The organism is Pseudomonas sp. HP_14 (genome assembly GCF_055283875.1).
The window spans coordinates 38,803-52,529 of sequence record NZ_JBTOQI010000003.1; the positions used below are offsets into that span (position 1 = coordinate 38,803).

General features: G+C 58.6%; 13 protein-coding genes. 5 read left to right on the forward strand and 8 right to left on the reverse strand.

Annotated elements, in window-relative coordinates; translation table 11 throughout:
• Positions 1 to 6: 6 nt before the first annotated feature.
• Together ACYASS_RS03380 and ACYASS_RS03385 are read left to right on the forward strand one after the other, a co-directional pair.
• Complete coding sequence (locus ACYASS_RS03380) at positions 7 to 1,398, forward strand: J domain-containing protein (RefSeq protein WP_463585090.1); 1,392 nt, start codon at positions 7 to 9, stop codon at positions 1,396 to 1,398.
• A gap of 101 nt (positions 1,399 to 1,499) precedes the next feature.
• Positions 1,500 to 2,126 carry a glutathione S-transferase family protein gene (locus ACYASS_RS03385; protein ID WP_463585091.1) on the forward strand — a complete coding sequence of 209 codons (627 nt, stop codon included), beginning with the start codon at positions 1,500 to 1,502 and terminating at the stop codon, positions 2,124 to 2,126.
• Positions 2,127 to 2,221: 95 nt separating this feature from the next.
• On the opposite strand, the gene ACYASS_RS03390 is transcribed toward ACYASS_RS03385, so the two are convergent.
• The 4 genes from ACYASS_RS03390 to ACYASS_RS03405 form a co-directional block, all read right to left on the reverse strand.
• Positions 2,222 to 2,380 carry a DUF2986 domain-containing protein gene (locus ACYASS_RS03390; RefSeq protein ID WP_463585092.1) on the reverse strand — a complete coding sequence of 53 codons (159 nt, stop codon included), beginning with the start codon at positions 2,378 to 2,380 and terminating at the stop codon, positions 2,222 to 2,224.
• 148 nt (positions 2,381 to 2,528) lie between these two features.
• Positions 2,529 to 3,530 (reverse strand): NAD(P)H-quinone oxidoreductase, encoded by a 1,002-nt coding sequence (locus tag ACYASS_RS03395; protein ID WP_122664806.1) that lies wholly within the window; start codon positions 3,528 to 3,530, stop codon positions 2,529 to 2,531.
• On the reverse strand, positions 3,527 to 3,865 hold the full coding sequence (locus tag ACYASS_RS03400) for a carboxymuconolactone decarboxylase family protein (RefSeq protein WP_463585093.1): 339 nt from the start codon (positions 3,863 to 3,865) through the stop codon (positions 3,527 to 3,529). The genes ACYASS_RS03395 and ACYASS_RS03400 overlap by 4 nt, the downstream gene beginning before the upstream one ends.
• A gap of 11 nt (positions 3,866 to 3,876) precedes the next feature.
• On the reverse strand, positions 3,877 to 5,313 hold the full coding sequence (locus ACYASS_RS03405; protein ID WP_463585094.1) for an NAD-dependent succinate-semialdehyde dehydrogenase: 1,437 nt from the start codon (positions 5,311 to 5,313) through the stop codon (positions 3,877 to 3,879).
• A 262-nt stretch (positions 5,314 to 5,575) separates the two neighbouring features.
• Here ACYASS_RS03405 and ACYASS_RS03410 point away from each other — a divergent pair, with 262 nt between their 5' ends.
• Positions 5,576 to 6,508 (forward strand): LysR family transcriptional regulator, encoded by a 933-nt coding sequence (locus tag ACYASS_RS03410; protein WP_463585095.1) that lies wholly within the window; start codon positions 5,576 to 5,578, stop codon positions 6,506 to 6,508.
• A gap of 164 nt (positions 6,509 to 6,672) precedes the next feature.
• On the opposite strand, the gene aldA is transcribed toward ACYASS_RS03410, so the two are convergent.
• The 4 genes from aldA to ACYASS_RS03430 are packed head-to-tail and all read right to left on the reverse strand — an operon-like array spanning position 6,673 to position 11,469.
• On the reverse strand, positions 6,673 to 8,106 hold the full coding sequence (gene aldA / locus ACYASS_RS03415) for an aldehyde dehydrogenase (RefSeq protein ID WP_463585096.1): 1,434 nt from the start codon (positions 8,104 to 8,106) through the stop codon (positions 6,673 to 6,675).
• 17 nt (positions 8,107 to 8,123) lie between these two features.
• Positions 8,124 to 8,924, reverse strand: a complete 801-nt coding sequence (locus ACYASS_RS03420) for an HpcH/HpaI aldolase family protein (RefSeq protein WP_463585097.1) — start codon at positions 8,922 to 8,924, stop codon at positions 8,124 to 8,126.
• 44 nt (positions 8,925 to 8,968) lie between these two features.
• Entirely contained in the window at positions 8,969 to 10,153 is a 1,185-nt protein-coding gene (rhmD, locus tag ACYASS_RS03425) for an L-rhamnonate dehydratase (protein WP_122664796.1), read from the reverse strand.
• 17 nt (positions 10,154 to 10,170) lie between these two features.
• Positions 10,171 to 11,469 (reverse strand): MFS transporter, encoded by a 1,299-nt coding sequence (locus tag ACYASS_RS03430; protein ID WP_087267318.1) that lies wholly within the window; start codon positions 11,467 to 11,469, stop codon positions 10,171 to 10,173.
• A gap of 270 nt (positions 11,470 to 11,739) precedes the next feature.
• Between ACYASS_RS03430 and ACYASS_RS03435 the strand changes: the two genes are divergently transcribed.
• Together ACYASS_RS03435 and yfcF are read left to right on the forward strand one after the other, a co-directional pair.
• On the forward strand, positions 11,740 to 12,684 hold the full coding sequence (locus ACYASS_RS03435) for a LysR family transcriptional regulator (protein ID WP_463585098.1): 945 nt from the start codon (positions 11,740 to 11,742) through the stop codon (positions 12,682 to 12,684).
• Between the two features lie 304 nt (positions 12,685 to 12,988).
• Positions 12,989 to 13,615: a glutathione transferase gene (yfcF, locus tag ACYASS_RS03440; protein WP_463585099.1), complete on the forward strand. Its 627-nt coding sequence runs from the start codon at positions 12,989 to 12,991 to the stop codon at positions 13,613 to 13,615.
• Positions 13,616 to 13,727: the final 112 nt, after the last annotated feature.

Here is a 13,727-nt window from a genome sequence, read left to right on the forward strand (position 1 = left end):
GCCGTCATGAGCCACTGGCAATTGCTCGATCTGACTCCGGATGCGGACGAACGCAGCATCAAGCGCGCCTATGCGCGGCTGCTCAAAACCCATCGGCCAGATGATGATCCCGAAGCGTTCCAGCGCCTGCGTGAAGCTTATGAAAGCTCCCTGGCTGAAGCTCGCTGGCGTGCGCAGGCCGATGACGAGGTTATCGATGAGCCTGCGCTGGTAACGATTGAAGACACGGCTGCGCAGTCGACGCTGCAAGCTGACGTCCCTGCCTTAGTGATGCCTTTTGAGCGTGTTGAGGTACTCGACGACGTCAGCCCGCCAGACCCTTCTCTGGAGCAGATACAGCAGTGGCTGGACGAGGGTAAAGAGCGGCAGGTCCTGGATGCACTGCGCATCTGGCTGGCGAGCGACTGGCTATTGCCTTTCGAGCGCCGCCAGCAGTTCGAGCAGCGGGTACTGGATTGGCTTGAGTCTGCCCCTGAATGGTCGCCAGCCTTCTTCGATGCCGTGTGTCAGGCAATGCACTGGGACGAAGCCCAAGGCAGTATTCCGTGCGACTACTGGCGCTGGGACCGACTGATTTACAGGTGTGAAGCGCGGGCGATGGAAGAAACCATACGCAGCGAACTGGCCAGATATGACGCCGACAAACTCCACGGGCAGGCCGCTGCCTTGCTGCTCAAACCCATGAGTGATCACCGCCGACGTAGCATGGCCGACTATTTCACCGGCCTCGACTGGCAACGCTTTACTCAGCTTGCGCAGAGCATCGAGTATCAGAACCCTGATATACCTCGCAGGCTGGGGCTGCAACCGCTTGAAAACTGGCGGGACTGGTTGCCACCCTCCAGCTATCGAAGCATTTACATTTTCTTGTGGTTGGCGCTTTCTGCTGTCCTTATAGCTTCGGCGCTGCTTGGGCCAGGTAAGACTGATCTACTGGCCCCGATCATTTTTCTGACAGTGTTTGTGCCGGTGGTGATGTGGATCGGCATGAAGGCGTATCACGTGTGGGCCATGGTGGCCGTGGCATTGGGAAAGCTGGATGTAATCATCAGTCGGGAGTTAGTCCCGCATCGCTGGTACCGACAAGGTGCCGGACTGTTGTTGTTCCGGCACATTGTGCCCTGTCTGGTGCCTGCGGCGCTGGCCTGGGTATGGTCTGCCAGTACAACGGCGTTAATACCGATGGGCCCGATGTTGGTGTTATTAGGCACGCTTTACTTCACCGATGAAGCGCTGAGCGGCGGCCAGGTTTCACTTGGGGCGCGGGCTTTGGCGGCAGTCAAGCGCCAGGCTGGACGGCTGCCGTGGCATCTGCTGCAGCGCGAAAGCCTGATCGCCATCTTTGCTGTCTTAGGGACGGCTGGCTTCGTCTATTTCCGCATGAAGAACCTGCTTTAACAGGCAGGCCCGTTCTCACTGCGTATTCCTGCGCAAAGCCACAACTATCTCCGCCGGGTGTAGTCTGTTCATAGACCTCACTCTCGCCCGGCGGAGCTTTCATGATCATTGTTCATCACCTCAACAACTCGCGCTCCCAGCGCATTCTCTGGCTGCTTGAAGAACTCGGCCTGCCTTATGAGATCAAGCGCTATGAGCGCGACCCAAAAACCAATCTGGCGCCCCCAGAGCTCAAGGCGATCAATGCGCTGGGCAAGTCCCCGGTCATTGAAGACGGCCCGCACGTGGTGATTGAGTCCGGCGCGATTGTCGATTACCTGATTCGTCGCCATGGCGATGGTCGCCTGCAACCGGACCCTGCCACGGCCACCTACGATGAATATGTGCAATGGCTGCACTTTGCCGAAGGCTCGGCCATGCTGCCGCTGATGCTCAACCTGTACGTTGGGCGGCTGGGGGAGGCGGGTGCGCCGTTGCATCCTCGTATCGAATCCGAGCTGGCGAATTATCTGGGCTATCTGGATGAGGCCTTGGGGCTGACGCCGTTTCTGGTGGGCGACGAGCTAACCGGTGCGGATGTCCAGATGAGTTTCATCGGCGAGTTCGCCAAGGCTCAGGGCATGTTGCAGCCTTATCCGAATGTTGCCGCGTGGGTGCAACGCTTTCAGGACAGACCCGCGTATCGCAAGGCGCTGGAGCAGGGTGGGGAGTATGTGTTTGCCAAGTGACCGCCGGACAAATTCAGCGATTGCTTAGCGTAGAGGCTCGCTGGCGCTACGTTGCTTGATCGCGTAGCGTTCAGGGCCGATTGAGTGAGCCAGGATCAGCTCTCGGAAGGCGTAGTAGAGTCCTGAGCGGTCTCGGCGTCCATTTTCAACCGTTCAGCTTTACTGATGTATTTAGGCTTTTTCGGGGCCAGCTTGGCGTTGGCCTTTTTGGCTTTGGCCTTGAATAGCTGCTGTAGTTTTTTCTGGCGGTTCATGTTTTCGGCTCGGCGAGTCAATGCTGGGTGGTGCGGGTTCGAAATTCTAAACCAGATCCCGGTCGAGCGCTTTGAGTCGATTGCATTGTCGATGACAGGCATAGTCGGATGCCCCGGATTTTGCGGGCATCCGAATCAGTTTCCTGACTTAGAGCAAGTCTTCAGGCTGCATCGTCAGGATGATCTTGCCGACGTTTTCGGCTGACTCCATCCGGCGATGTGCATCCGCCGCACGTGACAGCGCGAAGGTGCTGTCCACCACCGGCTCCAGGCTGCCAGCGCCTTCAAACCGCTCAAGCCAGTGCTCGCGAAAGCGTTTGATCATGTCGTGCTTCTCCGGTTGGGTGCGGGATTTCATCACCGTGCCGATGATTTGCAGGTGGCGGTAAAGGATGTGCTCCAGCGCTATCGACACTTGGCCGCCGCCGCCAAGAATGCCCACCTGGATAAGCCTGCCGCCGTTGGCGAGCGAGGCAATGTTGCGTGCGAAGTAAGGTTCGCCGACAAAGTCGATGACCACATCCACACCGCGACCACCGGTCTTGTCGGCAATGACTTCGGCGAAATCAGTGGTTTTGTAATCGATGGCAACATCGGCGCCTAGGTGCTCGACACGCGCCAGTTTGCTGCCTTCGGTTGTCGCATAAACAGTGGCGCCTGTGGCATAGGCCAGTTGGACGGCCGCTGAACCGACGCCTCCCGCCGCCGCGTGAATCAGCACCGAGTCGCCAGACTTGAGTCGAGCCAGATGCATCATCGCTTCATGGGCGGTGACAAACACTTCGGGAATGGCTGCAGCATGCACATAGTCCAGTTGCGCGGGAATGTGCATCGCCATGCGGTAGTCGATGCGCGCCTGTTCGGCATAGGCACCGCCACCCACCACGCCCATTACCCGATCGCCGACTTTGAAGCCCGACACGTCGCTGCCTGTTTCAATGACTTCACCGGCTATCTCAAGCCCGATGATCGGTGAGTCGCCGAAGTCTGGTCGACCATAGCCGCCGGTGCGATGGGTCAGGTCTGCCCGATTGACTCCGGCAGCGTAGACGCGCACCAACAGGTCGGTCGGGCGTACTTCGGGACTTGGCGCGTCTTGCAGTTTCAGTACATCGGCATCGCCGAAGTTTTCAATGATGATGGCTTTCATGGCTGGGTTGTCTCCGATTCAGTGAAGGTCGCATTGGCAATGGCGGATGCGGTAATGGCCGCAGGAAAACCGGCATAGAACGCCAGGTGAGTGATTGCTGCGGCGATTTCGCTGTGGCTGACTCCATTGCTGACTGCACGCTTGAGGTGGGCAGGCAGTTCTTCAGAGTGACCCCCGGCAATCAGGGCTGCCACGGTGACCAGGCTGCGGTCGCGTGGCGACAGTGCCGGATCGCTCCAGATCTGCGGGTACAAGGTCGAGTCAACGAACTGCGACAGTTTTGGGGTGAAGGCTCGGGCGGCTTCGCGCGGGCTACTGAAATTGATGTTCGGCATGGGAGACGTCCTCAGATCTGGCTGATGAATTTGTGAGTCAGGTAGTGCTCGATACCCTCAACGCCGCCTTCGGAGCCGTGACCGCTTTCTTTCATGCCTCCGAAGGGCAGTTCAGTGGCCACGATCCGGTACTGATTGATGCCGATCATGCCGGCCTCCAGGCCGTCAGCAACATCGATTGCGGTGCGTGCGCTTGAAGTGAACGCGTAGGCAGACAGGCCGTAAGGCAGGCGGTTTGCTTCTGCCAGACCGTCTTCCAGTTCATCGAATGGCATTAATATCGCGATGGGTCCGAAGGGTTCTTCGTGCATGACCCGAGCGCTCATGGGCACATCGGCCAGCACAGTAGGCTCGAAGAAATAACCGTCACCCGGCAGACGCTTGCCGCCTGCGAGCAGTCGCGCACCCTGAGCAACGGCATCGGCCACCAGCTCTTCCATCTTGGCCAGTTGCCTTGGGTTGGCGAGCGGGCCGACCTGAGTGTCTGGCTGTAAACCATTGCCGATTTTCAAGGCGCGGGTGGCCGTCACAAAGTGATCAACGAACGTTTGATACACCGCTTTCTGAATCAGAAAGCGTGTGGACGAAATGCACACCTGTCCGGTGCCGCGAAACCGGTTTGCAACGCCTTCTACCGCCGCTTTTTCAACCTCCGCATCTGCAAACACCAATACCGGCCCGTGACCACCCAGCTCAAGGGTGATGGGCTTGACGCCTTCGGCAGCACGGGCAGATAGCAGGCGGCCAATCGGCACCGATCCGGTGAACGTCACTTTACGAATGATCGGTGAGGCAATCAGTTTGCTGGAGACTTGATCAGGGATGCCGAAAACGATTTGCAGCACGCCTTTGGGCAAACCTGCATCGTCCAGCGCACGGGCCAGGGCCAAGGCTGTGGACGGGCTTTCTTCGCCCGGCTTGAGGATCACACTGCAACCGGCTGCCAGGGCTGCTGAAAGCTTGCGGGCCGGGGTGATGGCCGGGAAATTCCACGGGGTAAAGGCGGCTACCGGACCAATTGCCTGACGCTTCACCAGTTGCAGAACACCCGGACGGTTGGCGGGTACAACACGACCGTCAATACGGCGCGCGCTTTCAGCGAACCATTCGAAGTACTCCGCTGCGCGCTTTACTTCATCCAGGCTTTCGGTGAGCGGCTTGCCTTCTTCCAGTGTCATCTGGGCAGCGATATGCGGTGCACGTTCGAGGATCAGATCGGCAGCACGTTTGAGAACTTTCGCACGCTGGTCAGGCACCGTTTTGCGCCAGGTGTCGAAGCTGATTCGGGCGACTTCCAGTGCGTGCTGAAGGTCAGCTTGCGTGGCCAGCGGTACGCTTCCGATTTCGTGCCCGGTTGCCGGATTGACGACAGCAGCGGTATCGCGCCCTTGAGCGTCGATCCACTCACCACCGATGAAAAGATAAAGCGGGTCGTAAGCAGTGTTCATGGCGTTGGCCTTCATGGTTGTCAGGATTCGGGTTGAAGCCAGTTGCGTATCTCGACGCTTCAATGGCTTGCCGCAGTGCCGTTACAGGCGGCCTGTGCAACCAAGTCTATGGAGGGCAACGCATTTGATTTAGCCGGCAAGAAGGGAATCATTGTTGTGTCAAAAGGAAATATCAGTCCGGGCAGAGCGGGTTGCACCGCCAATAATGAGCGGCGATGATGCCGCTTCACCGCTGTGCAACAGGCTTTAAGGGATGCAATAGATGGACAAGTTTTCTAATATGTCTGTGTACGTGAAGGTCGTTGAGATGGGCAGCTTTACCGCTGTGGCCAACCATCTGGAGTCGACAGTGGGCAATGTGTCCCGAGCGGTTTCTGCCCTGGAAACGATGCTTGATGCTCGCCTGCTGCAGCGCTCAACCCGACGCCTTTCGGTGACCGATGCGGGGCGGCGGTTTTACGAGCGATGCAAGACAATCCTCGCGGATCTTGAGATCGCAGAAGCTGAAGCGAGCAATGCACTGCTGGAGCCCAGAGGCACGCTACGCGTGCATTGCGTGCCAGGCCTTGCGCGGCATCTCGTCACGTGTGCGGCGCTGGAGTACCGCAGGAAATTCCCGGACGTCACCGTGGATTTGCTGCTCTCGCAACGCATGCCCAACCTGCTGGAGGACCAGTTGGATGTCTCTATTCTGATTGCCCGAACGCTGCCGGATTCGGCCTATGTCAGCCAGAAAATCGGAGTCAGTCACTGCGTGCTGGTGGCGTCCCCCGACTATCTGTCACGACACGCAGCGCCACAGGAACCGCAGGACCTGCGCGACCACCAATGCCTGTTGCTCGGCACTGTCGACTACGCACGAGATGAGTGGCAACTAAAGAGCAAAACCGACAACGCCACCTTCGTCCCCACGGGCCCGAGCTTCAGCGTGAACGATATGGAGGCCATGGCCGTTGCGGTGCGCGACGGAGCAGGCATCGGCTTGCTGGCCGGTTTTTCAGCCATCGACGATTTGCGCTCAGGGAAACTGGTGCGGGTCTTGCCGGAATACCATACCCACGAGCGCAACGTTTATGCGGTCTATACCTCGCGGCAATTCGTCGATGCGAAGATCAGCCGCTTTATCGATACGCTGAAGGAGCGGGTGGGTGAGCAACTGGCGGCTACTGCTCTAGAGCTTGTTGATCAAGGTTAGGCTGCTTGCTACCGACCCGCGATGCGTATTCAAAAGCCCTGCAAATCGTCCGTAAAGTGGATCCGGACTATGCAGGGCAGATTCAATACATTGAGGTCAGACTGCGAGCGTTGGAGGCAAAGCCGGGGGCCCTTCGTTTGCACTAACGAGCCCCCGGATTACTTTCAAGCCTGAATGTAGACAACATGCGTATGGGTGTACTCATACAAACCGTGCTTGCCGTCCGCGCCGCCCACACCGGACTTTCTGACACCCGCGTGGAAGCCCTGCATGGCTTCGAAGTTCTCACGGTTGATGTACGTCTCGCCGAAGTCGATTTCGCGGATGGCGTACATGGCCTTGCTCAGATCCTTGGTGTACAGCGACGACGTCAGGCCGTATTCGCAGTCGTTGGCCAGGGCAATAGCTTCATCCAGGTCATCGACGATCTGGATGGGCAGCACCGGGCCAAATATTTCCTTGCGCATGATTTCCATGTCCGCGCTGCAACCCGTCAACACGGTGGGCTGGAAGTGAAAGCCCTGGCCGAGGTCGGCGATGTTGCCGCCGGTGATCAGGCTGGCGCCCTGTGCCTGAGCTTTTTTGACTTTGGCGGCGACGCTTTCCAGGCCTTGCCGGTTGATCAGCGGACCCATTTCGACAGAGCTGTCGGCCAGTGGATCACCGTAGCGGGTGGCCGCCATGGCAGCGCTGATCTTGTCGACGAACTCGTCGGCGACGCCCCGTTCGACGTACACCCGCTCAGCGCAATTGCACACTTGCCCGGTGTTGATGATCCGCGAATCGCGAATGGCTTTGACGGCAAGGTCCAGGTCCGCATCGGCGAGCACAATGGCGGGCGCTTTGCCGCCCAGTTCAAGGTTGAGTTTGGTGATGTTGGGTGCCGCGGCGCTCATGATTCGTGCGCCGGTTTCAACGCTGCCAGTGAAGCTGATCATGTCCACTTGCTGATGTGAGGTCAGCGCCGCGCCCACCCGGCCATCGCCGCACACCACGTTGAACACGCCCGCAGGAAGGTCGGTTTCAGCGACCAGTCGGGCAAACTCGAAGCAGTTGTTGGGTGTCTCTTCGCTGGGCTTGATCACAATGGTATTACCCGTAACCAGCGCCGGAGCCATCTTGCGTGCGATCAGGAAAAACGGGAAGTTCCATGGCAAGATGCCCGCCACGACGCCCAGCGGTTTGCGGAACATGAAGATGTTTTCGCCGGGACGATCGCTGGTGATGATTTCACCTTCAATGCGCCGTGCCCACTCGGCCATATAGTCGAGGTAGTCCGCAGTAAAGTTGACCTCTACTTCGGCCAGCGCGTAGATCTTGCCTTGTTCCAGCGTAATGGTACGGGCCAGGTGGGCAACGTTTTCGCGCAGCTTGCTGGCGATCTTGCGCAGATAACCTGCACGCTCGTTGGCCGGGCGCTTTGCCCATGCGGACTGGGCCGAGCGTGCTGCGGCCAGCGCACGATCCACTTGATCGGCATCCGAGGCGGGGACTCTGGCGAGTACTGCGCCAGTGGCCGGGTTGAGCACCTCAAAGTGCTCCGCGCTGGGGACAAATTCGCCGTTTATATAGTTTTCGTAAACCGGTACTGAAGACATGGTCGGGCTCCTTCCAGTCAATAGGTGCGTGAGGCCGGGCGTTGTTCGGTGGTGTCGCGATAAAGCGCGAGGTTGTTGAGTGCCGCCTGACGCATCAGGCTGATGTCGATAGCCACGGCGATGAACTGACAGCCCCAGCTTTGATAGCGGCGCGCATCCTCTTCAGCCGGAGCCAGAATCCCGCTGATTTTGCCGGCCGCAAGCGTGGCATCGATGGCGTGACGGATTTTTTCCTGTACTTCAGGGTGTGACGGGTTGCCGATATGGCCCAGCCCCGTGGACAAGTCTGCGGGGCCGATGAAAACCGCGTCGACGCCTTCCACCGCAGCGATTTCCGCGACGTTATCCACGCCTGCGCGGGACTCGACCTGCACAATCAGGCAAAGCTCTTCATGGGCCGTGTTGATGTAGTCCGGCACGCCGTCCCAGCGAGTGGCGCGGGTCAACCCGCCGCCGACGCCGCGAATGCCGTGTGGCGGATAGCGGGTGGCCTGCACCAGTGCGCGAGCCTGCGCGGCGGTCTCGACCATCGGGATCATCAGGCTCTGAGTACCGATATCCAACAACTGCTTGATCAGCACCGGGTCGTGACTGACCGCACGCACAATCGGCGCTGTGGAGTAGGGCGCTACTGCCTGTAATTGGGCGAGGATCGAAGGCACGGTGTTCGGGGCGTGTTCGCCATCAATGAGCATCCAGTCGTAGCCGAAGCTGGCGGTGATTTCGGCGCCATAGCCTGTGGCAAATCCTGCCCAGATACCGTATTGCGGTTCGCCTTTGGCCAAGGCGGCCTTGAAGCCGTTGCGTGGCATTTTCATAGGGACTCCTGTCGAGTCAGACCCGACATCCAGGGTTGGCTGACTCAGTGCTGGTAAGGGCGATGCAGTTGGCACTCAGGGTTCAACGTCACGCCAAAACCTGGTTGATCGAGCTTCGAAAGACGCATGCGACCGTTTTCCGGGACCGGTTCACCCAGTAATTGTGGATGGAACATGGGCACGACTTCGTCGGCCTTGGGCGCCATCATCAGGAATTCAGCGAATGGGCTGTTGGTGCGCGTGGCCACAAAATGATAGCTGTAAACCGACGAGCCATGAGGCACGACCATTGCGCTGTGAGCGTCGGCCAGTGCCGAGATCTTGATCAGTTCGGTGATACCGCCACACCAGCCGACATCCGGCTGAATGATGTCGCAGCAGCCCATTTCCAGCAGCATCCGGAAACCCCAGCGTGTTGCTTCATGCTCGCCGGTGGTGACCAGCATGCCGGTGGGTACCGCTTTTTTAAGCGCGGCGTAGCCCCAGTAATCGTCAGGTGACAGCGCTTCTTCGATCCATTTCAGACCAAACTCATGGGCACCTTGCGCAAGGCGGGTGGCGTAGTTGAGGTCCAGGCTCATCCAGCAGTCGAGCATCAGCCAGAAGTCCTTGCCGACGCGCTCGCGCATCACTGCCAACTCTTCGAGGTTCTTGCGCAGGCCTTCTTCACCTTCTGCCGGGCCATGGTGCAGCGGCAGCTTGCCGCCGATAAAACCCATTTTCTGCGCCAGGTCCGGACGAGCACCGGTGGCGTAGAACTGCAGTTCGTCACGCACCGCGCCGCCGAGTAATTGGTGCACCGGCTCCTTGCGCACCTTGCCGAGCAGATCCCAGAGCGCCAGGTCGATACCGGAAATCGTGTTGATCACCAGCCCTTTACGGCCGTAGTACTGCGAGGAGAAGTACATCTGATCCCAGATACGCTCGATGTCGGTGACCTTCGCGCCTTCGACAAAGCGCGCCAGGTGTTTCTCGACGATATAGGCCGCCGGTTCGCCGCCCGTGGTGACGGCAAAGCCGATATTGCCTTCCGAGTCCTCGACCTCAACGACGAGAGTACCGAGCACATTGATACCAAAACTGCGACGGCTCTGGCGGTACTCCGGGTATTTGCTCATCGGCGTGGCGATGTGGTCGTCGATCCAGTGACCGTCGCCCTGATCGTGATAGTCAGCGCCACCGCCGCGCAGGACAAAGGCGCGAACATGTTTGATGGTTGGAATGGCCATGATGTGATTTCTCCTGGTCAGACTTGGAAAGTCGGTTGCTTACGAGGGACAGCCTGACTCGGCGGGCGAATGCCCATGATCAGGGCTGCTGCAATGAGTGTGGTGAAGGCCAGCACGTACAAGCCTGCTGCTGGAGAGTGGAAGGAGGCTTCCGCCCAGTTCTTCAGAATGGGCGCGATGAACCCGCCCAGTGCGCCGAAAGAGTTGATCAGCGCGATGGCACCGGCTGCGGCGGCACCTGCCAGAAAGCTTCCGGGGAACGTCCAGAACACCGGCTGTACCGCGATGAAACCCGAGGCGGCGAAGCACAGGGCGAGGATGCCCAGCAGCGGGCTGGCGAAAGTCACCGAGGCGGCGATTCCCAGCCCTGAAACCACGAGAGTCAACGCGGCAACCGTGCGGCGCTGGCCGGTGCGGTCAGCGATGCCGGGGATTTTCCAGGCAGCCAGTAACGCGCAGATCCATGGGACGGCGCTGACCAGACCGACCATCAAGCCGACCTTGGTGCCCAGCAGCCCTGCAACCTGGCTCGGCAGGTAGAAGACCACGCCGTAAACGCTGGCCTGAATCAGCATGTAGATCAGGCACAAATACAGGACCGCAGGCTGACAAAGGATTTTCAGCAGGCTGCCATGGGATTGTTTTTGGCTGTCCTCGGCATCCAGCACGGCTTGCAACTGGCTACGTTCTTCAGGCGTGAGCCATTTGGCATCGGCCGGGCGATTGTCCAGATAGAAATAAGCCCAGACACCGACCACGCTGGCCATCAATCCTTCGACCGCGAACAGCCACTGCCAGCCGTGGGTGCCCATGAAACCGTCCAGTTCAAGCAGCAAGCCAGACAACGGGCTGCCGAAGATGAACGCCAGTGGTGCGCCGAAATAGAAGAAGCCCATGGCCTTGCCGCGCGAGGCACTGGGGAACCAGTAGGTGAGGTACAGAATCACGCCTGGGAAGAAACCGGCCTCAGCGACGCCGAGTAAAAAGCGCAGGATGTAAAAGGTGGTTTCGTTGTGGGCGAACATCATGGCGGCGGAGACAAGCCCCCAGGTCACCATGATCCGGCACATCCACAGGCGAGCGCCGATCTTGTGCATGATCAGGTTGCTGGGCACCTCCAGCAACGCGTAACCGGCGAAGAAAACACCAGCGCCGAACGCAAAGGCGGCGTCGCTGATACCGGTGTCGGCCTGGAATGCCTGTTTGGCAAAGCCGACGTTGGCGCGATCAAGAAACGCCATGATGTACATCAGCAACAGAAACGGCAGCAGCCGCCAGGAGACCTTGCGCAGTAAAGTCGCGGGTAGAGTGTTCACGTCAGTTTCCTTTTTGGAATTATTTGACTGCGTAAATTTTCAAAGCAGGTGAAGGGCGTTGAGCCTCAACAGGATGCAGATGACGGACTGGGTTGCGGAGCGCGAGGGATGTAAGCGGGCGGCAAATAAAGGACGGCAGAGCGTTTCATTGGATTCACCTCGGTGGGTGTTGTTTTCTTGTGCTGAGGACTCTACTGCTACCTGGGATGCGTGACTAATCGAATTAAGCTTATAGTCGATACCTTAAAGTTATCGATTGCAGAGGGCAGCATGAGTGTCGAGCGGTCTCCCCATCAGCTGTTTGGTCGGTTGCGTTACAAGCATCTGCAGATGTTGGTCGTGCTTGGCTCCAGCCTCAATTTGCACCGCGCGTCGTTGAGCATGAGCATGTCCCAGCCTGCTGCAACGCGGATGCTTCAGGAAATCGAAGACATGTTCGGCTGCGAGTTGTTCGAGCGTTTGCCGAGGGGCATGCGCCCGACCGCATTGGGGCGTGAACTGCTGCGATTTGCCGAGGCGGCTTTGAGTGGGCTGGATCGCTGCGCTGCGGATATTGCCGTGCGCAAGCAGGGTGGTTACGGGTACTTGTCGATTGGCACGATCATGGGCGCGGCACCGGACCTGGTAATGAACGCCGTCGCCGAAATCAAAGGGCTCAACCCGAAATTACGCATCCGGATCATGGGCGATACCAGCGATCAGGTGGTCCAGTTACTGGAACAAGGCCGTGTTGATATCGCGGTTACCCGTCGCAACCTCATCACCGATCGTGAGCAATATGAGTTCGAGCCCTTGGGCAACGAGCGGCTGATTGCGGTGGTGCACAGCGGGCATCCATTGGCCCGGCGCCGCAAACTGGAATGGGCAGAACTGGTCAGGGACTGGCCGTGGATCCTGCAACCCGAAACCAGCCCGGCGCGCATCGCCATTGAGCAAGCGCTGCAAAAGCTCGAACTGCCGATACCGGCTGACATCATCGAGTGCAGCTCGGTGTACTCCATGCAGCAACTGGTGCAACTGACCGATGCTTTGATGGTGCTCTCCGAGTCGGCGATGCGTGATTACCTGAAGATGGGCCTGGTCAAGGCGCTACCGGTCACCCTCGACGCACAGATGGCGCCATTCGGCTTGCTACGCCGCAAAGGCGAGCCGGTCAGTCGTGAGTTGCAGCACTTCATTGATTTGCTGCGAAAACGGGCTCGCGAGACGGCGTGAAGGCCTGCTCCTTGTAGGAGCTGCCGAAGGCTGCGATGGCGGTGTGTCAGATAAACCGCAATCGGCACCGACGGGATATCTGGCGGAATATAAAAACTGTAGGAGCTCACCGAGGTTACGAGGCCAGCGATAGCGGTTTGTCTGACACTCCGCTATCGCTGGCCTCGTAACCTCGGTGAGCTCCTACAGGTGCTGCGTAATTCTATGGGCGTATTCCGCTCTGGAATACGCCCATGAAAATCATGAATTTTAATTATCTTCATGGATCTCGTAGCGTGCGTTCTCTACATAAGGAGATGACGCTATGAACAACCTGCGCTTGTATGTTGATGCCCAATTCACCAGCCCTTATGCCATGTCGGCTTTCGTGGTGCTGCGCGAGAAGGGCCTCGATTTCGAGATGAGTACTGTGGATCTGGACGCCTCTGAAAATCAGTCAGCTGATTACGCCAGCCTTTCGTTGACTCAGCGGGTCCCGACACTGATACATGGAGACTTTGCACTGTCCGAGTCCTCTGCGATCACCGAGTATCTGGAAGAGGTTTTCCCACAGTCTCCGGTTTATCCACAAAATTCCAGGCAGCGTGCAAAAGCCCGGCAAGTTCAGGCATGGATCCGCAGTGATCTGCTGCCGATTCGTCAGGAGCGATCCACGCTGGTGGTTTTCTATGGGGGCAAAGCCGGTCCGCTGTCCACAGAGGCCGAGTCAGCAACACGCAAGCTGTTCAGTGCTGCACAAGCACTGCTTGCCGACAGCCCCGATTACTTGTTCGGCGAATGGTCAATCGCTGACGTGGATCTGGCCGTGATGCTTAACCGGCTGATACTCAATGGCGATCTGGTGCCCCCTGCGCTGGTGGATTTTGCGCAGCGCCAATGGCAAAGGCCGAGTGTGCAGGAGTGGGTGAACCTTCAGCGTCCGCCGCTTTAGGTGCTGGCGTATGGATTGACCGCCGGGCCTTCTGGCGGTCAATTCAGACTTTATGCAAAGCAAAAAAATCAAAACCGGCGCGTCTTTATTCCGGTCCGCATGCTGCGATCAA